Source organism: Paenibacillus sp. RC334 (genome assembly GCF_030034735.1).
Taxonomy (GTDB): domain Bacteria; phylum Bacillota; class Bacilli; order Paenibacillales; family Paenibacillaceae; genus Paenibacillus; species Paenibacillus terrae_A.
The window spans coordinates 2,260,062-2,284,299 of the sequence record NZ_CP125370.1 but is presented as its reverse complement, the minus strand read 5'-3'; the positions used below and the strand labels follow the sequence as shown (position 1 = coordinate 2,284,299).

Sequence of the window (24,238 nt, the reverse complement as noted above, 5' to 3'; positions counted from 1 at the left end):
GAGCCACCTCCCTTCAAACTACAACATGCCATCGGTCACGAATTTCCGTTATCCAATCCTCACAGCTCACTTGCTCTGAGAAGGGAATTGCCGCTTTTATCCTGGTAAATTTGCGTCGTACGTAGTATCCCTGCCCAGGGGGCAGGACTTTTAGGCCACCAGCGGCGGCATTCGCTTCTGAATAGGGGATACGAAAGAACGATAAATCATTCGAATCCAGTGTTCCGAAAAGCATACCGCTTTGACTCGCCTTAACATCATTAAACCAGTCTACGCCAAAGGTTGGGAAATCAGATGGCACGCCCGACAGCACGACATGCACATTGCGATCACGCCCCAACCGTACAATGGCGGAGAGCTGATCCTTTATCGTAAAATCGTTCAATTGCTTGCTTAGCATATCCGCATCATCAATGACCAGCAGCAATTCGGGATCATTCCCCTCCTTGTTCCGCTGTTGAACGATATCATACATTTGCTGTACCAATGGACCAAGCTCTTCCTCGCTTTCAGCAGCAGCCTTGACATGAGGAAGATGCCGCAATCGTGATAGTCCCCCGCCTCCATAGCGGGTATCGACCGTATAGACTTCCAATTGACTCGGCGATGTGTAATAAGCCAGCGATATGATCCAGCTCATCAGGAAAGAGGTTTTTCCTCCCTCCATAGGACTACCAACGATAAAATTAGGACCTTCCTTGAGGTTCAGTAAGAAAGGCTCCAGATCGTCACTCTGTAGCCCTACAGGCACCTCATAAGGAAGCGCGCCCGAAGGCCCGCTCGTCCGGTCCCATTGCTGAAGCAGTTCCGCCAACGGGATTCGCTCGGGCAACGGAAGAATGGCTGGGGCGTTTTTGCCCTTCCATTCCTGTACGATGCCAGCTATGTTGCGGCGCAACCGTGCTGAACGCTCCGTTTCATCTTCTCCGGGTGAAGGCAATGCCGTCTGGAACTCCAGCGGCGGGATATGCCCTTTGACCAAAGCCCGACCCGGAATTAAAGGCCCCGGTGTTTTGGCTGGTCGTCCTACCGCATAATAATAATCACTTGGGTCAGACATTTCAAAAGAAACAGCGTTCGGAATATTACTGCGGAACTTCTCAAACACATCGGTAATCCGATTCGCTGTAATGATAAATGTAATACCGAGACTGCCACCTTCACGCAAAAGAGATTCCAGCAGCTCATTTTCATCTGGATAAGCATTACGGAAATTAAGGTAGCCATCAATGACTACGATTATTTGTGGCACATCCTCAACAGCAGAACGTCGATAAGAGCTTATCGTTTTGACACCAGCTTCGGAAATCATTTCCTTACGTACAGCTACCTGCTTGAACAGATAACGGAACAACCGCTTGATCCGGTCGTCCTCCTCTGCCATCATAACAGCACCGATCTGGGGAAGTTCCCCAAAGTCGCGCATCGTTCGACCCATATCAATGATGTAACCGTTCCAACGGTTCGCATGAAAGCGCTGAGCCACCGACATTAGCATTGTTTGCAAAAAGGTCGTTTTACCCATGCCCGGCATACCGTACACTGCCCAATGACCATGATCCAGTGATGCATAAATCGGCTCCTGTCGCTGGTTCGGCAAATCATCAACCAGACCCATGACCGCCTTCAGCTCTTGAGGAGATGCTGGACTGCCCGTTTCGGCGCATGGAGGCAAGTCAGTTAAATCCAGCAATTCAGGCAGCGGCGGAAGCCACGGTCCCTGAAGCCGTTCGATCCCTGCCTTGGCAGCTTCTTCTGCAATATAATCAATGAATATCTGAAGCTGTTTGGGAGCTTCTTCCCCTTTTAAGCCTGAGTTTGCCCGTTCGCCCCCCAGTCAGCAGCGCTTCACGCTTCCCGTTCAGTCTCACCTCATGAACAGGCAGTGCGGAAGAAATATCGCTGTTGCCTACATACGGGGCACCGCTCCAGGCAAACTGCATTTCTTCAAATACCTCATCACTGCCGACCTGAAAATACCCTCGTCCCGGCTTCGTGATCCACGCAGCATTCGGTATTTTCAACATATCACGGCTGTCGCCTTCGCTCTGCACCCGTAAGCAGATACGGAACCTGGAGTTACTCCAGATTTTATCATCCACAACGCCAGCAGGCTTTTGGGTCGCCAAAATCAGATGGACACCCAATGTCCGTCCAATGGCGGCAATACTGATTAGCTCATCCATGAACTCGGGTTGATCCCGTTTTAATTGTGCAAATTCATCAATAATTATAACCAGATGAGGCAGCGGTTGTGCGTGCCGCTGCCGGAGCAATCTGTAATATTCATCAATATGCTGCAAATTGCCCGCATCGTTTAATATTTTCTGTCGGCGGACCAGTTCTGCTTTTAGTGATATTTTGGCGCGTTCGATCAGGTTATTGTCCAAATTCGTAATCGTGCCCACCACATGCGGCAAATTGACGAACGTATTGGACATACCGCCACCCTTGTAGTCAATCAGCATAAACGCAAGATCATGCGGGTGAAACTCAGCAGCAAGGGAAGCTACGATGGACTGAATAACCTCACTCTTCCCTGAACCTGTCGTACCGGCGATCAAACCGTGGGGGCCGTGTCCCTGGCGCTCGATTTTATCATGCAGATTAATCATGATCTTCTTGCCACCTGCCCGGACACCCATAGGTACAGGTAATGTATCAGGATAGCGGTTGCGCCGCCACCGTTCTGACACGTCCAGTTCTTCCACACCCGCTACACTCATCATATCGAACAGTGGCAGCACAGAGGGAATATCCGAAGCCGAGGAACGCTTCAAGCGAATAGGAGCCATATACCGCGCCAATGCATCTGCTTCCTCTCTCGACAGACGATCCGGTTTAAAACTTTGCTGTTCAACCTCCGATGACTCCGATTTGCGGGCATATACGCCCTGCTCCTTGGAAGCCTCCACGATAAGCTGACATTGCATCGGCAAAGCTTCCTTTCGGGAAGCCAGAACGATGGTACACGCATCAATTGCCCGTCCGTCCTCCAACAGCAACGGAAGCAGCGGTTCTTCCTCAATTAGCTGGCTATCTGATAAAACAACCACATAACACGGGACCTCCATCCCTTTTCCATGACGTTCGTTACGGTTGTTTTTACGGCGGTTCAATCTGGCAAACAGAAAGTCGGCCAATTGATGGGCGCTACTGCTGCGGTCTGACATCATCCGCCCAGTTCTGTCATCGTCCCACACATGCGGAAGCCAACGCATCCAATTCCATTCACTTTCCTCACGCTCATCATAAAAGGAAGCGATTTTCACTTCATCCGGCGAGTGACGGACAGTCACCTGTGCCAGAATCACTCTTAATGCTGCAAGAGTATGCTCTCGCTCTCCAACCAGTCCAACCACCTTGGATTGAAACAGCGGCAAGGCAATGGAAGCAGCATCCACCAGACGAAACTCTTCCCCCAATTCATCCGCAGCTCCCAGCAACGGGTCTCGGTCATAGCCGTCCGGGCGTGGGATTTGCAGCTTGATATGAAACGGAACTTGTCCGGTTCCAATACGCACTTGCAAAAAATCCTCATCCTCTGGCGAACGCTCCCAGAGAGAGCTGTTACGGTTTTTGACGATTTGAGCGCAGATTTGCGGGTCACCGTGAATTTCATATAGCGTGCGAATTTGCTCTTCGCGTTTCAATTCAAGCTCTTCCCGATGCTTCTGGAGCTGTTCCCGATACATCCGGTCACGTTCCTCCAGCTTGCGCTTGTAGTCCTTCTTATTGTTCAAATACACGAAAAAAGGAATGGTATAGGATGTAAGCATCATGACCACAGTAACCATCTGGAACATCAGGTAGTTACTGTTGCCCATCTTGCCTGTTTTGCTCATATATACGTAAAAACCAATAGTTACCAACGTCATCATTAACGGAATAAGTATAGATATAATGGAAAAAGACGGCTTGCTCGGCTCAGCCGGAGGCCGTAAAATCTCCAGCTTCTCCTCTCGGAGCGCCGGTCTTAATCTCGGGGAGCGCTGGTATAATACATTCAAGACAAAAGTCCCCCTTTTTGCTTACTATTTCATTTTACCAAGGTTTCATATAATTTCATGTGTGTATTTACCCATTTTTTTCACTTTGAAACAGCGAACGCCGTCCATATACAGGAGCTTCGTCCCGGGTTGTCGAAAAAGCACGCTGAATACGCACCGTACAGCCTTCCCGCAGACCCGCTCCTATCAGCAGTTGGTCGTCATCCACTCTGAACCAAAGCCCCTCCGGGAATTTTGCTTCCATAATATATTGCATTCCTTCCGCCGGAGGCTCACCAAAAATACGCACACCCAACATCAGCTTCAAATGATCTACCGAGTATTCATCAGCCACCTCGATGTCAAACCACTCTGTTTCCTGTCGTCCCGAAAGCACGGTCAGGATCATCTGTCATCCCTCCCGATCCTTAATATATACAGTAAAACTCACACAAAGAGCCTATTTTCTATGAAAATATGGCTATCGTAACTGTAGCATCCGCCTATTAGACTGTCAATTTGTTACAAACTACCCACTCGCACTATAAAATCATGACTTTAGTTGTATTTTTATATCTTAAAAGAGTCATATGAATCAATAAACTATATTTTCAAAGTTTTGTAGAATTCGCATATACGTCATTTTGTCGATGGGTTAAACTAAATTTGATTGTTTACCAGAGTATTGTGAACACTTTGTAAATTTTTCAGACCTTTATGTTTTTATAAGGTGTTTTTAAGGTAATTTTAAGAAACGGGCTCTACAATAAAGTCATGAAATAACTCAAGCGAGGTGATTTTTGTGAGAACATTAATTACATTTCAAAACAAACGTATTCCCGTATACTTCAACCAAGAAAACAAACAACCTGTACAAAAAACATTAAAACTTCTAAGCAACACTTTGGAGAACAAAATCTCCAGAGGCAAGCGTGCCCTTCAAAAATGTCTTAACTCTTTGATCAGTATAGAAATTGTCGGTTGTGAAGCCATCCTGCATAGCGTTAGTGAAAATGATTCATTGGCACTGTCCCTCTACTAAGAGGGACTTTTTTTTGTTCCGAAATCATAGCAAAAAAGAGAGAGTGACTATGCACCCTCTCCGTATCAGCGGCCTTGAAACATGATACATGTAACTAGCCGAACCTATCATTTTATAGCAAACTGCTTATAGTATTCTTTTGCGATAACCTTTTTTTCCGCCTCGTTCCAACTTCTGCGCCTTCTCAATTCGTATTCTAAACAGCTCCACTAAATTAGCGCGTGTATGCTCTTCCCGGCAGTTGTCCAGCTTTTTCAGGATAAAACGGTCAATGGACATATGGCTCAGGCTCCTTTACAACATGCTGCCCCTGCATTCCAAGGGGATGACCAGACTATCCATTTTTAACCATTCCGCTTGTGGTTTAAACATGTAAGCAACCTGTTGGATAAAGTAGGCTGGATTACATAACCTTTATAAAGGGTAAATACATAAAGTTTCAAAGAATTGACCGCTTTAAATCTGGAAGCTATGAACAAGGAGCGTGCAGAAACTATGGAAAAGCACAGATTGGCTAAAATAGTCTGGATATTTTTATACACTTTGTTGTTACTGACAATTCTGTCTGCATGCAGCAGGGAAAAAGCCTCTACCCGCAGTATGGCCCAACATGAGGCTGAGGCCCGCGCCTACACCGTTACCGGCAACCCGAATCAGAATACGTCCTCCCTGGATGAACGAGCTGCCAATCGCACCCCTGTACATCAACAAGGCAGCAGTTATGTCGAAATATCAGGCAATGTAAATATAGACAGAAAAACCGTAAAGGTCACAGGGCGCTCCAACCTCCCCGCCGGAGCGCGGATTAAGGGTAATCTCGCGGTCAAAAACTCCCTGCTCACCGGGTACACGGACGAAGCAACTGTTCAAAAGGACGGAAGCTTTGTACTTCGTGTGCAACGGCCAGGCATACAGGGCAGCATGGATCTGACGGTTTTGTTCCGTCCGGCTGACCAAGACGACCCGATACGCAATCTTTACAGCAGCGGTGGTGAGAAATTGGAAGGGCCCTATGTATATCAATACGAAGAAAAGGAGCAGCTTCGGCAAGAAGTCCGAATTGGCGCCGAGTTTGATCCTGAGCAGGAACAAAGCACCCCGCTGGTTAAGCCTGTCTGGAACAAACCAAAGGATTACGGTAGCCCCAAAGTGTGGATCAAGCCGGATGTGAAGCAGGAAGGCAACTATTATCATGTGTATGCGCGCAGTAATTTACTGGAAGGATCAGATGTCAAGCTTACCATTGATTTCCCGGGACGCTGGCAGTTTGGCTATGACGATCAAACCAAAGTCATGCCTGACGGCTCTATCAGTATGAGGGTCAAAAAACCGAGCCTGGCTAATCGTTACACCATGGTTATAAGCTTCGAACCTAACGAAGACATATGGGCGAATGCGAAACGAGTGTATGGAGCAGGCGGAGAGCATCTTTCCGGCACACTAGTTAAATCCGCGGACGACAAAGAGGGCTCCAAACGGGTTGAAGCCCGTATCCCTATTCAACCCAAATCATAATTGGACAGCACATGGCTTGCAGGGTATTGTAACTTGTCGGTCACTAAGGCTGTATGGTGACCGGCGTGCCAATGCTCACCTTTTCCTGAAGCTCCAGCACATCCTTGTTCTGCATACGTATGCAACCATGCGACACCAGCTTGCCAATGGACCAAGGCGCATTGGTGCCGTGGATGCCATAATGCGGCTTGGACAGCCCCATCCAGAACGCTCCGAAGGGGCCGCCGGGATTGGGCTGTTTGTTGATGATGGTAAATTGTCCGTACGGCGTCTGTGTAGCAATTTTACCAATACCGACCGGATAACTAAGTACAGTCTGATCTCCATCTTTTAAATACAGACGACGATCCGACAAACTCACCACAATACTATAATTCGGCATATACTCACCCCTCTACAGGATATGCCGACCACACCGCAGATTCTCTTGTGATTTTTACAAATAACCTTTCTTCATCTCACCACTCCACATCACGTCTCCAGCCCCTTCGATTACCGACTCGGCCCTGATTTGTGCTTGAACGTTGATCCTTTTTCCGCCGATCTGCTTCTTTACGTGCCTGATACTCCAGCTCCCGCTGCATTTTGCGATAGTTGTTCACTCTGGATTCAGATAGCTCACCACGCTGCACAGCTTCCTCTACCGCACATCCCGCTTCTCCTTGATGCTTGCAGTCTGCAAAACGGCAATTTTGTGCCATTTCCGTAATATCCGCGAAGGTATTGGCGACCCCAGTGGAATCATCCCACAGATTCAGTTCACGCATTCCCGGCGTATCCAGCAGAACGGCTTGCCTCAATATGGGGAACAACTGTCGGTGAGTTGTCGTATGGCGACCCCGGCTGTCCTCTTCCCTCACATCCTGTGTAAGCTGAACTTCGGCCCCGGACAGCCAGTTCACAATTGTTGATTTGCCGCTGCCGGAGGAGCCTGTCAAGGCAACTGTGCGTCCGGGTTGAAGAAACGCCTCCAACTGCTCTCTCCCTTCATTCTGCAAAGCGGAAATAACGATGACAGGCACACCGGGGGCAACCCCCTCCGCTTCTGCCACCCGCTCTTCCACATCGAAACAAAGATCGCTTTTGCTCAACACAACGACCGGATCGACCCCACTGTTCCACGCCATAATTAGATACCGTTCCAGCCTGCGCACATTAAAATCGTGATTCAGTGCATTGACGAGAAAGAGCGTATCTACATTTGTCGCAATCAGCTGCTCCTTCGTCTCAAAGCCGGCAGCCTGCCGGGATATCCGACTTTTACGTGGCAGCACGGCATGAATGACTGCATCCGAGGTTCCATCTGGCACGGTGACAGCCACCCAATCCCCCACAGCCGGCATTTCTGCCGGATCGACAATAGCATGTCTCAGCTTGCCGGAAGCAGCTCCCCAGCGTTCTCCATCCATAGTCATAAGCTTTACTTTTTGACCATAATCGGCAATCAGACGGGCAGGGCGTACCTGTGTATTTTCTGCTCGTTCTTCAAAGCTTTGTTTCCATTGATCCCAAAAGCCGTTCCAGTAATCAGACCAGCCGTATTCATGTATACTCATTGTTTTCCTCCTGTGAATCATCGTTTATTGCTGATGTTTAAAGTTGATGTTTTTTTATTTCCGTGTTACTCGGTGCTTGTAAATGTTCTCTCCCGCGAGCAAAAAACGCAAAAAATCCGCAGGGAAAACCCCTGCGGAGGGTGTATGATTCAGGCCGAGGCTATCCCAAGACCCTAATCATAAAAAAATCCGCAGGGAATCACTCCCTGCGGATTTCATCGGTTCTACTGCTCAACCGAATGCCATGTAAAAACTATACTTATTTCATATAGTCTTCAACTATGCATCATCCGTGCGGGAGACAACGTCATACTGCTGCTGAACCAATCCATTCATGTTCGTACGCATATAACATCGCCTCCTCCTAAAATTTCCTTAATCATACAAGTCCTGAAATCGTCTGTCAAGTCTGCTGCAAACCTTTTTTTAAATCTTTTTCAAGTTGCTTTTAGCGCACTTGATCCCAGCGTGTCCACATCTCACGTGGATTCAATTCATACATTTCACGTTCCCTGTACATAAACTGATGCATAATCAGCTCACGCCGAATCGTCGCAAAGTCCTCATGGTACTGCTTAATCCACTCGTTTAGCTCACGTTCAGGATACACGCGACCCGGCTCCAGCTTTTCTGCCAGCAATTGAAGCACGATCAGCTTCTTCTTGTATTGCGAGGGAATTTGACGCAACTTGCCGTCCTTGGAAAAAAAATTACGCAAGACTGTCGCTTCCAGCGTTTCATTAACCTCTGACATTTCTTCCTCCCCCTCTCCTTTTTCAAAAATAAACCGCACTGTCGCCTCGGCATGCTGCCGGATCAGTTCAGGATTCAGTGTGAAATATACCGTATTCTTATCACGTCGCTCCTTGATTAACCCCGCCTCACGAAGCTTGGAAGCATGATGCGTGACAGTCGGTTGGGATAAATTCAGTTTTTCTGCCAAAGCCTGACCATGCATCTCTCCACGTGACAAGAGCAGCAATATACGCATACGCGTTGGATCAGCAAGCGCTTTATGATAATTGACCATTTTATCCAGTTGCATCGTTAACCCCTCTTTTCATCACTACATACTTTCCGTATATTTACCGTAAAAAATAAACACATCATAATAGATACACATCTAATTATATGTACGTTAAAAATGTATGTCAATCGTATCATTCTTTTACTTCTTTCTGAAAACGGCTGGATATTGTGTACGCATTGCGGTAGGATGATATTACTTGACTTTTGTGCAGAGATTGCATATATTCAATTGTTTCGCCTTTTCAATTTTTTGTGAATTAGCGCATTGAAACTTCTTACATACTACTGCAAAACTGGCGCAACAGACCAATACAACGGGAGGTTCATCGAGATGCACGACGTAGTCATTATCGGAGGCGGGCCTTGCGGGCTGTCCGCTGCAATCGAATGCAGTCGCAGAGGCTTGCAAACCGTCATTATCGAAAAAAGTAACATTGTTCACTCCATTTTTCTGTACCCGACAAACATGCAGTTTTTCAGCACGGCTGAACTGCTGGAAATTGGCGATGTTCCGTTCAGTACGCCTAATGACAAACCTTACCGTCATGAAGCACTGGCGTATTACCGCAAGGTAGCGACACATTATAACCTGAACGTCCGTCATTACGAGGAAGCAAAAACAATCACACGACAGGATGACGCTACATTTACTGTACATACAGTGAGCAAGCAGGGAATAGCCAAAACGTATTCGTCACGCTATGTCGTCGTGGCTACAGGATATTTTGATCATCCGAACTATTTGGGCATTCCCGGGGAACAATTAGATAAAGTTACTCATTATTTCAGTGAAGCCCATCCCTATACCGGTACGCGGGTCGCAATCATCGGCGGCAGCAACTCTGCGGTGGATGCAGCGATGGAACTCGTACGTGTCGGAGCTACAATTGACATGGTGTATCGCAGAACCGAACTGTCTGAATACATTAAGCCGTGGGTTCGTCCACTGTTCGACAGTATGGTGCAAAAAGGGAAAATCACGCTCCATCTGGGCGCCCGCATCACTGAGATTCATCCGGATTATGTAGTGGTCACCCCGTTGGAGACAGCAGCTTTCCGACTCGAAAATGATTTTGTACTGGCACTCACCGGGTTTCACCCGGAACGGAAGCTGCTGGAGTCTGTGGGTGTCCACATGGCCGAGGATCTGGACAAACCGGAATATGATCCTTCCACGATGGAGACCAATATACCGGGTATATATGTGGCGGGTGTCATCGCTTCAGGCAGCAACGCCAATGAGGTGTTCATTGAAACAGGCCGCTGGCACGGTCGCCAAATCGCTGAGCATATTCAAAGCTAAATGAACTAAGGAGAACGCATATATGGATTACAGTTCACTCATACTGCTGGTACTGGCTGGTCTTGGAATTGTCAGCGGCAATTCCACCGTCACCATTGCCATGGTAGTACTACTGCTACTTCGGGTAACCCATTTTCATACTGCTTTCCCCTGGCTTGAAAAGTATGGATTGACGATCGGGATCATCATTCTAACCATTGGTGTGATGACCCCACTGGCCAGCGGTAAAATCAGCATTAGCCAGGTGATGGAGTCCTTCCTTCACTGGAAGTCGCTGCTCGCTATTGCCATTGGCATCCTGGTAGCCTACCTTGGCGGCCGCGGAGTAACCCTGATGTCCGGGCAGCCCATCATTGTGACGGGTTTGCTTATCGGAACTGTAATTGGTGTCGCCTTCTTCAAAGGCGTTCCTGTAGGACCGCTCATCGCCGCTGGGCTGCTGTCGCTGTTAATTGGACGCACTTAGGCTTTCCCACGTATCCTTTGTCTGGCCGCTGGCAGATGCTATCTATAAAAAAACGTATTTGACCAGCGGCAGACATAAGATTGAAAAAGGCAGTCAACGTAAAAAACGAATGAACCGGAGCAATCTGCATGAAGGGCTGAATTCAGTCCCGCTTTGTGTTATACTCTTATCGCATAATTTGGTAAATGCAGGAGGCTTGACCGATGTCCCGACAATTTGTAACGGAAGCTGTAATGGTTGCCATATATGGCCAACTGCTTACAACTCCCGCCCCTGTGGAATATATAGTGCCTTACACATCGTTGCTGGAGCTATACGAATTTCAGGATAGCACGGAACCGCTCATGGAAAATGCTGTTGACGATCAGCATGTGAAGCGAAAGGTAAGCGAACTGATCAGCTATTTTGAGGAGCCTTTGAATCAGAAAAAAATTCGGCGCGCGCTTCAGATGCCTTGGGCCAAAAGCTTGCCCATCCTGTTCGACGCCAACACCTCGCTGATCGTCATTAATGCCGTCGATACTGCGCATTACGGAGAATATTTTGATCCAATCGAGACTGAATTGGTACTAACAGCCCAGCGTGAAGAATTACCCATTTTGACTGATCAACTGGACTGGATTCACCGCATTATTGAAGCTTCCGTTCCTGTACATGTGTACGACATAGATGATTTTGATTTTGCAGTGGATGGTCCGATGCCTAACAACCCTTAACATGCAGCACGCGCGCCCCAAGGACAACAAAACGGCGGAGTATCACATACAGGTTAATCCCCTGTAATGCGATACTCCGCCGCTTTTTCATGTCCCTAAACGGTTAACCTGCACGCTATTTCTAACGTTAGAGCTTTAAGACTGCTCTTCCTCGGCATACGTGTAAATAATGTCGTCATGTTCCTCCAGATACTTCACTTCCAGATGATGACCCTTCAAATACCAGTAATCCTGATCCTCCATATAAAACGTAATGCCAGCCGCTTCATGTTGTAATACGGGGTGCTGCGGAGGCTCTACGGCAATTCCCAGAGAAAAGCCCGGATGTAACCCACCGCCGGAACTATAGCGGGCAAAAAAACGGATCGTATCTCCACGGTTCAGACCAAGCTCCTTGATGTACCACTGTGCCGCTGGTTCAGTTACCTGTATGCTCATGCGTTAGCTCATCTCCTTGTACAATTACATCCTGTTAACTATATCATAGCATGATTTAGAATGACCACCAACCGCCCCTTACTCAAGTGAAAATCTCCAGCGAGCGATATACATTTTTTTGAAAAAGGTTTGACAATTCGCAAAAGACGGTGTTAAGATTCAACCATACGAGATCCATTTTGAAATTAATTACCAAATTGAACGATTACTCATGTTCAGAATGAATCCAATTCGAAGAAGAAAGGAGTGTTACCGGTGCTAAACATTCATCTCGCCTTTTACCCAACTCTACAAACACAACAACTTCATACCGGAGCATCTCCCCTGACGCATCCTTCAGAATTGGGCCATTCACGTTGTATGGTTTAATACGAGTGGCTGCCTGCGTTTGAGCAGTTTTTCAGTGGTGAGTGTGCTGAAAACATCTGCGCGCCATATGATATTGAGATTTAAGGCATATCGTCTGCGGACGGTATGCCTTTTTTGCGCCTGTTACCGGATTGAAGCTAGTGGTAGCAAGCCTTATTGTTTATTCAAAATGGCACAACAACTCTCGCATGAGCTTTTCATGAAAGGATGGGATTCCTCTTGTTTTCGGTACTCAAAAATTTAAGCTGGTTTTTTAAAAGAGAACGAAGCCGGTACTCGATTGGGCTGTTTTTGCTGATCGCCGTTGGCGTGCTGGAGCTTGCTCCGCCTCGGCTGCTAGGTAGCGCTATTGATGAGATCGTACGCGGTTCAATTTCATGGTCCTCGCTCTGGCATTATATTTTTTATATTTTAGGCATTCTTGCCGTCATCTACTACATTACGTACATATGGATGCACAAGCTGTTTGGGGGTGCCAATCTGGTGGAGCGCCTGTTGCGCACACGCTTTATGAACCATCTGCTGCGGATGACACCTCCATTTTTTGAACGCAATCGTACTGGTGACCTGATGGCTCGTGCTACGAACGACCTTCGCTCTGTCGCTAGTACTGCGGGCTTTGGCATGCTGACGCTAACTGACTCTACAGTTTACCTGAGCGTCGTGCTGGTCGCCATGGGTACCCTGATTAGCTGGAAGCTGACACTGGCGGCGGTCCTGCCGCTGCCATTCATCGCACTGGCAATGAGCATTTATGGCAAAGCCGTTCACGAGCGCTACACGCTGGCACAGGATGCATTTGGCGATATGAACGACCAGGTGCTGGAATCCGTGGCAGGTATCCGGGTTATTCGCGCCTATGTACAGGAAAGGATGGATGAAAAACGGTTCGCCGATATTACCGATGACGTATTTCGCAAAAATCTGGCGGTCGCCCGGATGGACGCTCTCTTCGAACCGACGATTCGCTTATGCGTAGGACTTAGCTATGTTATCGGGCTCGGATATGGTATTTATCTGGTATTTCATAACGATATCACACTGGGCGAGCTGGTATCCTTTAACATGTATCTGGGGATGATGATTTGGCCGATGTTTGCCATTGGCGAACTGATCAACATTATGCAGCGCGGTAGCGCTTCCCTCGATCGGGTAAACGAAACTCTCCATGTGGAGCCGGACGTACAAGATGCAGCTCAGCCTGTAACGGTTAACCACCCCGAGTCCATTACGATGAAAGATGTTACCTTCCGTTATCCAACCTCATCTGTTGACAATCTGTTACATGTGAATTTGGAGCTGAAACGTGGAGAAACGCTAGGTGTCGTCGGCCGAACAGGCAGCGGGAAATCCACCCTGCTCAAACAGCTACTGCATGAATACCCGACGGGTAGCGGTGACATTTTAATCTCTGGCACTCGGCTGGAGGACATTGCTGTTGAACAACTGCACAGCTGGATCGGCTACGTGCCACAGGAGCAAATTCTGTTCTCCAAATCAGTGCGTGAGAACATTCAGTTCGGTAAACCGCGTGCAGATGATGACGATATCATGGAAGCGATCCGTACCGCAGCTTTCGATCAGGATTTAGGCACCCTGTCCGATGGACTGGACACACTCGTCGGAGAAAAAGGCATAGCCCTGTCCGGCGGGCAGAAGCAACGTGTTTCGCTGGCACGCGCCTTTATCGGCGATCCGGATATTCTGGTGCTAGACGATGCACTGTCCGCGGTTGATGCTCGAACAGAAGCACGTATTATTGATAATATCCGGCGTAAACGCTCGGGTAAAACAACTCTGATCTCCACTCACCGTCTCTCGGCTGTAGAACATGCAGACCGGATCGTCGTGCTGGAGCAAGGACGCATTATTGAGGAAGGAACCCACAACGAGCTGCTTCAGACGGACGGATGGTACCGTCAACAGTATGAACGGCAGCAAGTGGAATCTGTTCTGACCTCAGGGGAGGTATCCTAATGAAACCCAATATCGGCAAAAGGCTATTCCAGTATGCGCTGACGAGCAAAGCTGGCTTTATCGCGGCACTCATCGCATTGACTATCGGGGTAGCCGCCGAGCTGGCCGGACCCTTCATCGCCAAAACGATGATCGACGACCATATGCTCGCTATTGAAAAACCATTTTACGAGACAACTAGCGTGGACGGCACCGTAAGTTATGCCGGAACCCATTTTAAGCGTGAAGACCGCTTTGAGGCCGGGGAGCCCAAAGGGCGTGAAGCAAGGATTTTACAAGTTGGAAAATCCTTCGTATTTATTGATGGTTCGGTGCAGGTGGCTGACGGTAACCGCTCCTTTGCAAACGGCACGCTGACGGTGACACGCGGCTCCGACACCTTTCGCTATGATGCCAAGGCTTTGACAGCCGATGAGCTGTATAGCTTTTACAAGCCGGAAATGCCCGGTATCTTTCAACTGATTGGCTGGTATTGCTTCTTTCTGGTCATTTCGATCTTTGCTGAATTTGGCAAAACCTACTGGCTGCAATCCTCGGCCAACAAGGTCATTCAAAAACTTCGGCTTGACCTCTATGCACACATTCAACGGTTGCCAGTTTACTTTTTTGACAATCTGCCCGCAGGCAAGGTCGTATCCCGTGTTACGAATGACACAGAAGCGGTAAAAGATTTATTCGTGGCCGTACTGTCGAACTTCACTTCAGGTATTGTCACGATGGCCGGTGTATATGTCGCACTCTTTTTGCTGGACTTCAGACTGGGTCTGATCTCTCTGTTCATTGTACCACTACTGATCTTGTGGATTGTACTGTATCGCAAAGTCGCCACCCGCTTTAATACGATCATTCGGTCCCGGCTCAGTGAGATTAATGCGATTATCAATGAATCTATTCAAGGGATGTCCATTATTCGTGTGTTCCGGCACCAGAAACAAACGCAACATGAGTTTGAAGAACTGAACGATGATTATATGAAGCATCAGAATAAAATGCTGAATTTGAACGCCTTCACTTCACACAATCTGGTCAATGTGCTGAGAAATCTTGCCTTTGCCGTCGTGTTGTGGTATTTCGGAGCAGAGGCGCTTGGCACGACAGGCAGTGCTGTATCACTAGGCGTACTATACGCCTTCGTCGATGTACTGGGACGACTGTTCCAACCGATGACTGGTATGGTCAACCAGCTTGCGGTGCTGGATACATCAATCGTATCCTCTGGACGGGTATTTGAACTGATGGATGAAACCGGAGAACAGGTAACAGACGGCACGATGCCGCGTTACAAAGGTCTGGTGAAGTTCGACGACGTAACCTTTGCCTACAAAAAGGATGCTGTCCTTAAGCATATTTCCTTTACTGCACATCCCGGCCAAACGGTTGCACTCGTCGGACATACCGGATCCGGAAAAAGCTCAATTATTAACCTGCTGTTCCGGTTTTATGATCCGCAAAAAGGAACGATCACCATTGACGGAACCTCTGTCAAGGACATTCCAAAGCAGTGGCTACGCCATCATATGGGTATCGTTCTTCAAGATCCATATTTGTTTACAGGTACAGTAGCCTCCAATGTCAGTCTGGGAGACAGCCGGATTACCAGAGAACAGGTGAACAAAGCACTGTGTGATGTCGGGGCTGACAAACTGCTGGCCCATTTGCCGCAAGGCTTTGACGAGCCAGTGATCGAAAAAGGAAGTACTTTATCAGCCGGGCAGCGTCAGCTCATTTCCTTCGCCCGTGCGTTGGCCTTTGATCCGGCGATTCTGATTCTCGATGAAGCTACCGCCAATATTGATACCGAAACCGAGGCGCTTATCCAATCTGCGCTGGAGGTGCTCAAGAAAGGGCGTACTACCTTCATCATTGCTCACCGTTTGTCGACCATCCGCAGTGCGGACCAAATTCTGGTGCTGCATCGGGGCGAGATTGTCGAACGCGGTAACCATGACGAACTCATGGCTCAGGGCGGTCGTTACTTCCAGATGTATCAGCTCCAGTCAGGAACGGCGGGAACAGATACAAATCCATCCTCTAGTGCATCGTCGGAACAAGAAACTTTACTTGCAGAGAAAACTGCTGTAGCAGCAGGAGCTGCCACTTCTGGAAAAGCCGATACCCGAGCAGGTACCAGCTCCTTGCAGAAACCGGGCACAGGTCAAAACGGACCCGGCTTGGCTGGAGGAAGCGCATAAAGTAAGCACACAAAGCATGCATAAAAAAACAGCAAGTCTCCGGATAAATACAATGGAGACTTGCTGTTTTTCTTTTTCTAAATATATGTTTCGTGTGTACGCTACAAGTATTATTGGGCTACCGAGGTGCCTGATCCTGTAGGAGGAAAAACAGTTCCCTCTACCGCCTTAATCGTAACTTTATACTTGCTGTCCACCAGTGTACTTGTGTGGGTATCCGTAATGACCTGGATATTCATTTCCCCCGGCTTTGGACTTGTCAACTTGTAGTAAATCACTGCAGTGGCGTCATCTACGTAGTCGATATGATCCACTTCAATGCCGTAACCGGGATTGGGTGCCTGCAAACGGGTTAATGTTACCTTGTTCTGCTGGTCATTCACCTTCTCTACACTCATACTAATACCATTTTGCTGGCCCGGATCTGAAGGCTCAGCCGGATTTTCTGGAGTGGATTCAATCGGTTTATGATTTTGCACAAATTCGGATGCATTATAGACCATCTCTGCTGCCTCCATTCGGGTTACTTTACGTTCCGGATTAAAGTTGCTCTTTTCATCTAATTTAGCAATTTTGGTCAACAACAGGAACTGAACCCCTTCGCTTGAATCTTGGTCCAGCTTCTTGCCATCCGCAACATTAATGTACATGCGGACTGTTGGATATTCTCCGGTTGCACTAACCGCTTTGTACAGTATATTCGCGAATTGTTCTCTTGTCATCTGAGTACTTGGATCAATATCCGGTGACAAAGGAATTTGGTGTTGAGCCGCAATCCGGTAAGACTTGGCATACCATGCCGAAGACGGAATATTGGCGAATGAACCCGTCGTGAAATCCGGCATAACTTGAAGATCCATCGCATTAACGACCATATGCACCCCTTGTGCATACGTAAGTGATTGATCAGGCGCAAACTTATCCTTCGTGATGCCCTGAATAATACCTTTGTTCTGAAGCGAACTTACAATCTTCTCCTGCTCTGTTCCTTTTATATCACGAAATGCCGAAGCTGACGTAGCCACTGCCAACGAACAGATCACCAGCAAAGCTGCTGTCACGCTTTTGTTTTTTTTCATGAGATGCACCTCCATATTTACTATGTTTCTTCTATACTTATCGACGCAATACTATCAACAAATGTTTCAGATACTCAAAAATTGATTGTAAAAAAAGCCTACGATACTTACAGTTAGTGTAACCCGTTTAACTCTTTTCTGCTCACGTCCTAGGCTATATTCTAAGGATACTCACTTTGCGGGCACTCTTCCTCAGGCCATTTGGCTACATCCGATAGGGTGCTTTCAGGCCAAGAAGATGCAGCGTATGTGCCAAAATATCAGCAGTTTGTCCAGCCAACTGAATGCGCCACGGCCCACCATCGACAATCCGCTCCTTGGCGTAAAAGCGGTTGAACGCCTGCGCCGTATCCAGCGCAAACCTCGCGATAACCGAAGGTTCCAGTTGCCGAGCCGCACGTTCCAGTTGTCCCTGATAACGAACCAGTTGCTTAAGCAGTGCCCAGCCTGCATCCCCCAGCATTTCATCCGATGCATCGGTGAAATCAGATACTGGATGTTCCCTCATAGGAACGTCGATACCAGAACCATCCACCGTACCGGCGCCAGCATAAGCTTTTTCCAAAAGACTGCGTATACGTGCATGTGTGTATTGTACATAAGGACCTGTCTCACCTTCAAAGGTTAACGCGTCTTCCAGTGAGAAATCCACTTCGTTCAGGCGGTTATTTTTTAAGTCGCCAAAAATGATCGCCCCGATGCCGACGTCCTCGGCTATTTCCTGTTGATCCTGTAAATTGGGATTCTTCTGGGTGATGATAGTTAGAGCGCGGGCCACCGCTTCATCCAGCACCTCCTCCAGCTTCACGACCTTGCCGCGTCTTGTGGACATTTTTTTACCTGCAAAACGCATCAGACCAAACGGCACGTGCTCACACTGCTCCGCCCACGTCTCCCCTGCACGCTTTAGCACCTCAAACACCTGCCGGAAATGCAACTGCTGCTCTCCACCTACCACGTACAGCAACCGATCAGCTTTCATCACCTCATGACGGTAGAACGCCGTAGCCAAATCACGGGTCGGATAGATGGTAGTCCCATCCTTTTTCAAAATCAGACAAGGCGGCAGCCCTTCATCCTCCAGACGCACCACAAGCGCACCGTCACTTTCTTCCAGCAAACCTTTCGTCCTTAATCGGGCAACAACCGCCTGCATTTTATTATTGTAAAAGCTCTCTCCCAGTACATGATCAAATGTAAGGTTCAGACGCTGGTACATGCGATCAAATTCACGCAGGCTGACTTCAACAAAAAACTCCCATAGCTGCTGAGCCTCGGTATCTCCATGCTCCAGACGGCGGAACCATTCTCGACCTTCGTCCTCCAAAGATGGGTCATGCTCGGCTTCCTCATGAAAACGCACGTACAGCTTAAGTGACTCTCCAATCGGATCTTGCTGTAGCTGCTCTTCATTTCCCCATCTTTTATAAGCCGCAATTTGCTTACCAAACTGTGTTCCCCAATCCCCCAAATGATTCACACTAACCGGAACATACCCCGTTTCCCCGAGAATGCGGTACAGTGCAGCACCGATGACAGTAGAACGAAGATGGCCGATACCAAACGGTTTGGCAATATTGGGCGAAGACATATCAATCACTACCCGCTGTCCGTGTCCGAGATCTGGCTTGAAAAATTCGGGTTTGCTCAATTCAGCCAGCATCAGTGGAATATGAATGGAACGCCCCAGTGTTATATTGACATAGGCTCCTGATGCCGAAGCAGTCAGTCCTTCCTTACGGGTTATGGCCTCCGCCAGTTCCAACGCAATTTGCTGCGGAGCCTTCCTAAACTTTTTAGCCAGCAAAAAACAGGGAAACGCTACATCCCCCCATTCCGGTTGTGGCGGTACCTCCAATAAAGAGGAAATCTCCTTTTCCTCCAAGCCCGTATGGGCAGAAATAGCCTGAGTAGCGATCGATAACAGCATGGCTTTCTCTCCTTTTTTTCATTAGAATCTAACAAAAAAAGCTCCCGCCTCTTGAATTATTCAAGAGACGAGAACTTCAATATCCCCGCGGTACCACTCTTCGTAAATCGGATTGTGCAATGAACTATGCATAATCGCCGATTTCACTCCAATGACAAATAACGGTGTCTGCCGGGCTGAACTACTAACGGAACTCCGTGTTGGAACAACCGTCTCCCGGGTGCGCTTCACGTTGGGCCTCATACCGGCTTCCACCTTTTCCGGCTCGCTGTAATGATATGGCTCCCCTGCTACTCTCCCGTTCCAAGACGTTAATTCCCATCATTATACAAACCTATCCTGTAGAAAGCAATGTTTTATTTTCTGTTCAGGCGCTGGCTCGATTATATGTAATTACACAGCCACCATTTGGCGGCATGCCTGAACACAACGGCGGCAGGCTGCTGCACATTGTTTGCAATGCTCATGAGCGTGCTTACCGCATTCAGCAGCACATACTTCACAGGCTTTGGCACACAGCTCACAAATTTGCTCGGCAAATTCCGTTCCGCGTTCCAACATTTGAGCAGCAAACCCGCATATTTCTGCACATTCCCGGCTCACTCGAATACACTCGCGCAGCATAGCCAAATCATATTCCTTCAAGCTCGCCACGTAACAGACGTTGCAAGCGTTCATACATTCCAGGCAAGCATCCACGCATTGTTGGTATGAATGTTTCATAATACATTACCTCCCTGTTGTTGACCCTGCTGTATTATTACCCGTCGACAATTGAGATTAATCAACCGTTGTTCACGCTTTCAACTTGACCAAACAAAAAATCCCGGCTTATGTAAGGAAGTGTACTATATTCCATCCCATCCGTGCAAGGGGATAAATCACACAACTCCCTAATGCCTGCTCCTGACTTGCACACCGACAATCATTCCTCTATTGTAAAAAGAGTATGTCTAACCATAGATCGAGGAGTGAGCATTGCAAATGAATATATCTTCTGTAGAGGAGCATCGACGGGAGGCCCCACAGCAGGTTAGCTGCATGGTTGTAACCGTCTCCGACACCCGCACCGTGGAAACAGATACCGGAGGACGTCTACTGGTGGATCTGTTGGAAACGAACGGCTATCAGGTGGCCCGATATGTTATCGTCAAAGACGACTATGATGGCATCCGGCAACTGGTATCCGAAGCCGCGGAACGCGATGACATTGAGGCTGTTCTTCTGACAGGCGGCACCGGTATTTCCCCGCGTGATACAACGTATGAAGCCGTATCCTCTCTGCTGGATAAGGAACTGCCCGGATTCGGGGAAATCTTCCGTTATTTAAGCTTTGCCGAGGATATTGGTTCTGCAGCGATATTGAGTCGTGCTGTAGCTGGCACTGTCGACCGGACAGCCGTATTTTCTATGCCAGGCTCACGTGGAGCCGTCCGTTTGGCGATGGAGCGCATTATTATACCTGAGCTGCGGCATGTCATGAGGGAAATTTACAAATAACACACAGATTTTCCTCTTATGCTCTGAAACACAAAGAGGCACCCCATTATTTGCAGGGTGCCTCTTAAAACTATTCCTTTTCTTCCACTTCTGGCTGCATATAGCTGTCGATCAGCTTTTGTTTCAGCCCCCATACCTTTTCACTGAGATTTACACGGTAAATTTCCGGGTTCATTTTCCGCAAATATTCCGGCCAGAACAGTTGCAGCTGGGAAGTATGGTATGCGCGAATTTCATCCAGCCCGGGAAGTTCATACACTTTCTGCCCATTTACGAAAATAGGCTCCAGCATCGGAACTGCCTCGTAATTTTCCACATACTTCTTCATGTACGGATGCAACGGGTTAAAGAGTTTCAGCCGCTTTCCATTGCGCGGACGGTCTTCGTCCGGAAAAGAAATATAATCGGCGACAGCTCTCCCTTTCTTCTTATCTATAATACGATATACATCCTTCTTACCCGGTGTGGATACCTTTTCCGGGTTGCCCGAAATTTTAATCGTCGGCAGCATTTCTCCTTCTACTTCCCGTTCGACTAGCTTGTAAACCCCGCCCAATGAAGGTTGATCCGAAGCTGTAATGAGCTGTGTCCCCACACCCCATACATCGATACGCGCGCCTTGGGCCTTTAAGTTAAAAATTGTATTTTCATCCAAATCATTAGAGGCTACAATTTGTACGTAATCCAGCCCTTCGGCATCTAGCATTTCCCGAGCCTGAATGGATAAATAAGCCAAGTCACCACTATCCAGCCGGATCGAATTCATCCGTTTACCCTGACTCTCCAGCATCTTCGCTGTCCGAATCGCATGGGGAACGCCGCTCTCCAGCGTATCAAAGGTATCTACCAGCAGTGTGACCTGATCCGGTAAAACCTTCGCATACACGTCAAAAGCCTCCTGCTCGCTCATAAAGGTCTGCACCCATGAATGAGCATGTGTTCCCTTCGTCGGAATACCAAAATGCTCACCTGCCAGCATATTAGATGTCGCGTCAAAGCCCGCTACATAAGCAGCCCGTGCTCCCCAAATCGCCGCATCTGCTTCCTGCGCCCGTCGTGTGCCAAATTCCAGCAGCGTATCGCCGCTTGCCACCTGCTTGATGCGAGACGCCTTTGTCGCAATCAGTGTCTGGTAGTTCATAAAATTCAGCAATGCTGTCTCGACCAGCTGTGTTTCCATAATCGTTCCTTCGACACGTACCAGAGGCTCATTCGGGAAAACAAGTGCCCCTTCTTTCATTGAATGAACGGTTCCACCAAACCTAAACTGGCGCAATGCCTCCAGAAACATAGGATCATACTTCTCCTCTTGCTCTGAAAGGTAACGGATATCCTCTTCTGTAAAGCGCAGATTTGCAATGTAATTCACAATGCGTTCCAGACCTGCAAACACCGCATATCCGTTGCCAAAGGGCAACTTGCGAAAATATGCCTCAAACACAGCTTTTCGCTGGTGACTTCCGTTCACCCAATGGGCATACATCATATTAATCTGATATTTATCTGTATGTAATGCGAGGCTCGTTGACTGCATCATAATCATCCTCTCTGACTGTCCCCGGTTTTGCAGCGACGTACCGCCTCATCCATCTGGATTCAGCAATATCCGACTCCATTCTGTTATCGGATATGGGTGCACAATCGTTAAGTTATTTACTTCTTCTGGCGTAAAATCGTATCCTCAGCCGACCATACGGCGGCTCCAAGACTGCCCTGAAAATGACCCAAAGCCCAATCATGTCCGGCCTGATTAAAGCTGGCCACAGCGTCCTTGTATACCGTAATCGCAAATCCTTTGTTATAAGCGTCTACAGCCGTATGCAGTACACAAATATCCGTGCATACACCGATCAAATGAACTTCTGTAATACTACGTTCGCGCAGCCTGAGTTCCAGGTCCGTGCCAGCGAAGGCGCTGTATCGTGTTTTATCCATCCAATAGATGGAATCACTCTGATTGGCATAGAGGTTATGGAGCTTGCCATACAAATCTCGTCCCCCGGTTCCACGAATATTATGCGGAGGAAACAGTTTGCTTTCCGGGTGATAAAGATCATTTTCCTCATGCCGATCCACTGCCATTACGACAAAGTCCCCTTGATCCACATACGCCTGCGTAATGGCTGCCATCCGTTCATCCAGCTCTATTGCCGGTGGTCCAACAGGCAGATTGCCGTCCACAAAATCATTCGTGTAATCAATAACAATCAATGCCTCCATCGTTCAGTCAGCTCCTTCATCCTCAAGTTGGGGAGTGTGCGTTCTTTACGTGACCTACTACAATACATTAGGTGTAGATAGACAACCGCGGCACCCTGTCACTAAAGCGATAAAGCTGTGCCGGTCTCTGTGAATACTGGTTGGAGCTGAGCGGTTTGCCATTCTCGTCCCGTACCTCTTCCAATATTCCCTGTCTGCTGCGAGTCGACGTTATTTTGCGAATAAAGTTCGGCTCTTCGAAATCCGGTACGACACTTTGAATGACCTGATACAGCTCGCCCAATGTAAAATGCAGAGGTAAAAACTGCTTGGCTATCGTCGTCTGGAGCATTTGCAACTGAATCTTCCGGTAGGCATCCACAATAATGTCCCGATGGTCAAACGCCAGCTCCAATTCCTCCAGCGCTTCACGGATCGTGAACAGCCCAACCTCGGAAGCATCATCCGCCGCTTGCCGCTGCTCCAGCATCCATTCCTCTACCAGTGCAAAAAACGCATGCGATATAATCCACCCGCGCGGATCACGCCCAGGTCCACTATACACACCTAGGTACTCCAGATGACCGCCGTCCACGCCGGTTTCCTCTAACAGCTCGCGCTTGGCAGCTCCGTAAATGGATTCATCTTCCTGACAAAAGCCCCCCGGCAACGCCCAACGTCCGGCAAACGGCCAACTACGACGCTTGATAAGCATTACCTTCAGCTCACGGATCGGCAACGTCTTTGTCACCGTCTTGCGCTCCCGCTTGGTTAAGGTGAACATGACGATATCTGCCGGAGCACCATCCGGGGTGCGATATTTCTTAATGTTATACGACGCCTTCTGCGTCTCTTCGTTTATACGTTCGTTATCCATTGGCATCACCACATTATATCGTTTTGATAAATTCATTATGACATAATAAAAAGTTTTGTCA

20 protein-coding genes, 1 pseudogene and 1 other annotated feature are annotated in these 24,238 nt (G+C 48.2%); of the genes and pseudogenes, 8 read left to right on the top strand and 13 right to left on the bottom strand.

Translation table 11 applies throughout. From position 1 onward, the window contains the following. Positions 1-13: 13 nt before the first annotated feature. Both essC and QMK20_RS10790 read right to left on the bottom strand, forming a co-directional pair. Positions 14-4,010: pseudogene (gene essC, locus QMK20_RS27350) on the bottom strand (type VII secretion protein EssC). 67 nt (positions 4,011-4,077) lie between these two features. Continuing rightward, a complete protein-coding gene (locus tag QMK20_RS10790; protein WP_025685030.1) occupies positions 4,078-4,398 on the bottom strand; it encodes a hypothetical protein in 321 nt (106 codons plus the stop codon). 393 nt (positions 4,399-4,791) lie between these two features. Here QMK20_RS10790 and QMK20_RS10785 point away from each other — a divergent pair, with 393 nt between their 5' ends. Then, positions 4,792-5,031, top strand: coding sequence for a hypothetical protein (locus QMK20_RS10785; protein ID WP_081473730.1), 240 nt, complete (start codon positions 4,792-4,794; stop codon positions 5,029-5,031). 126 nt (positions 5,032-5,157) lie between these two features. Here QMK20_RS10785 and QMK20_RS10780 read toward each other — a convergent pair whose 3' ends face one another. Further along, on the bottom strand, positions 5,158-5,310 hold the full coding sequence (locus QMK20_RS10780) for a hypothetical protein (protein WP_283655690.1): 153 nt from the start codon (positions 5,308-5,310) through the stop codon (positions 5,158-5,160). Between the two features lie 216 nt (positions 5,311-5,526). Here QMK20_RS10780 and QMK20_RS10775 point away from each other — a divergent pair, with 216 nt between their 5' ends. After that, entirely contained in the window at positions 5,527-6,546 is a 1,020-nt protein-coding gene (locus QMK20_RS10775) for a flagellar motor protein MotB (RefSeq protein ID WP_283655689.1), read from the top strand. Positions 6,547-6,589: 43 nt separating this feature from the next. Here the strand turns inward: QMK20_RS10775 and QMK20_RS10770 are convergent, their stop codons facing one another. From QMK20_RS10770 to QMK20_RS10760, 3 genes are all read right to left on the bottom strand, one after another. Beyond that, positions 6,590-6,928, bottom strand: coding sequence for a L,D-transpeptidase (locus QMK20_RS10770; protein ID WP_044644795.1), 339 nt, complete (start codon positions 6,926-6,928; stop codon positions 6,590-6,592). A 76-nt stretch (positions 6,929-7,004) separates the two neighbouring features. After that, positions 7,005-8,102, bottom strand: a complete 1,098-nt coding sequence (rsgA, locus tag QMK20_RS10765) for a ribosome small subunit-dependent GTPase A (RefSeq protein ID WP_283655688.1) — start codon at positions 8,100-8,102, stop codon at positions 7,005-7,007. Positions 8,103-8,550: 448 nt separating this feature from the next. Continuing rightward, positions 8,551-9,147 carry a DUF2087 domain-containing protein gene (locus tag QMK20_RS10760; protein WP_014281176.1) on the bottom strand — a complete coding sequence of 199 codons (597 nt, stop codon included), beginning with the start codon at positions 9,145-9,147 and terminating at the stop codon, positions 8,551-8,553. A gap of 315 nt (positions 9,148-9,462) precedes the next feature. Between QMK20_RS10760 and QMK20_RS10755 the strand changes: the two genes are divergently transcribed. From QMK20_RS10755 to QMK20_RS10745, 3 genes are all read left to right on the top strand, one after another. After that, positions 9,463-10,434 (top strand): YpdA family putative bacillithiol disulfide reductase, encoded by a 972-nt coding sequence (locus tag QMK20_RS10755; RefSeq protein WP_283655687.1) that lies wholly within the window; start codon positions 9,463-9,465, stop codon positions 10,432-10,434. A gap of 22 nt (positions 10,435-10,456) precedes the next feature. Then, positions 10,457-10,900, top strand: a complete 444-nt coding sequence (locus tag QMK20_RS10750; protein WP_134910013.1) for a DUF441 domain-containing protein — start codon at positions 10,457-10,459, stop codon at positions 10,898-10,900. A 203-nt stretch (positions 10,901-11,103) separates the two neighbouring features. After that, entirely contained in the window at positions 11,104-11,616 is a 513-nt protein-coding gene (locus tag QMK20_RS10745; RefSeq protein WP_283655686.1) for an ADP-heptose synthase, read from the top strand. A gap of 135 nt (positions 11,617-11,751) precedes the next feature. On the opposite strand, the gene QMK20_RS10740 is transcribed toward QMK20_RS10745, so the two are convergent. Further along, positions 11,752-12,054: a HesB/YadR/YfhF family protein gene (locus tag QMK20_RS10740; protein WP_014281172.1), complete on the bottom strand. Its 303-nt coding sequence runs from the start codon at positions 12,052-12,054 to the stop codon at positions 11,752-11,754. Between the two features lie 588 nt (positions 12,055-12,642). On the opposite strand from QMK20_RS10740, the gene QMK20_RS10735 reads away from it, so the two are divergent. Both QMK20_RS10735 and QMK20_RS10730 read left to right on the top strand, forming a co-directional pair. Then, a complete protein-coding gene (locus tag QMK20_RS10735; protein ID WP_283655685.1) occupies positions 12,643-14,400 on the top strand; it encodes an ABC transporter ATP-binding protein in 1,758 nt (585 codons plus the stop codon). Beyond that, positions 14,400-16,592, top strand: coding sequence for an ABC transporter ATP-binding protein (locus tag QMK20_RS10730; RefSeq protein ID WP_283655684.1), 2,193 nt, complete (start codon positions 14,400-14,402; stop codon positions 16,590-16,592). The genes QMK20_RS10735 and QMK20_RS10730 overlap by 1 nt, the downstream gene beginning before the upstream one ends. Positions 16,593-16,702: 110 nt before the next feature. Here QMK20_RS10730 and QMK20_RS10725 read toward each other — a convergent pair whose 3' ends face one another. From QMK20_RS10725 to QMK20_RS10715, 3 genes are all read right to left on the bottom strand, one after another. Continuing rightward, a complete protein-coding gene (locus QMK20_RS10725; protein ID WP_283655683.1) occupies positions 16,703-17,671 on the bottom strand; it encodes an S-layer homology domain-containing protein in 969 nt (322 codons plus the stop codon). A 205-nt stretch (positions 17,672-17,876) separates the two neighbouring features. Continuing rightward, positions 17,877-19,601 (bottom strand): arginine--tRNA ligase, encoded by a 1,725-nt coding sequence (gene argS, locus QMK20_RS10720; protein ID WP_283655682.1) that lies wholly within the window; start codon positions 19,599-19,601, stop codon positions 17,877-17,879. Positions 19,602-19,661: 60 nt separating this feature from the next. Continuing rightward, positions 19,662-19,916 (bottom strand) — a binding site (T-box leader). Positions 19,917-19,994: 78 nt separating this feature from the next. Next, complete coding sequence (locus QMK20_RS10715; RefSeq protein ID WP_283655681.1) at positions 19,995-20,324, bottom strand: four-helix bundle copper-binding protein; 330 nt, start codon at positions 20,322-20,324, stop codon at positions 19,995-19,997. 261 nt (positions 20,325-20,585) lie between these two features. On the opposite strand from QMK20_RS10715, the gene QMK20_RS10710 reads away from it, so the two are divergent. Next, positions 20,586-21,101, top strand: coding sequence for a MogA/MoaB family molybdenum cofactor biosynthesis protein (locus tag QMK20_RS10710; RefSeq protein ID WP_283655680.1), 516 nt, complete (start codon positions 20,586-20,588; stop codon positions 21,099-21,101). Positions 21,102-21,171: 70 nt separating this feature from the next. Here the strand turns inward: QMK20_RS10710 and QMK20_RS10705 are convergent, their stop codons facing one another. From QMK20_RS10705 to QMK20_RS10695, 3 genes are all read right to left on the bottom strand, one after another. Beyond that, positions 21,172-22,635, bottom strand: coding sequence for a nicotinate phosphoribosyltransferase (locus tag QMK20_RS10705; protein ID WP_044644931.1), 1,464 nt, complete (start codon positions 22,633-22,635; stop codon positions 21,172-21,174). 119 nt (positions 22,636-22,754) lie between these two features. After that, a complete protein-coding gene (locus tag QMK20_RS10700; RefSeq protein ID WP_283655679.1) occupies positions 22,755-23,321 on the bottom strand; it encodes a cysteine hydrolase family protein in 567 nt (188 codons plus the stop codon). Between the two features lie 67 nt (positions 23,322-23,388). Continuing rightward, positions 23,389-24,177 carry an NUDIX domain-containing protein gene (locus QMK20_RS10695; protein WP_134910030.1) on the bottom strand — a complete coding sequence of 263 codons (789 nt, stop codon included), beginning with the start codon at positions 24,175-24,177 and terminating at the stop codon, positions 23,389-23,391. Between the last annotated feature and the right edge of the window lie 61 nt (positions 24,178-24,238).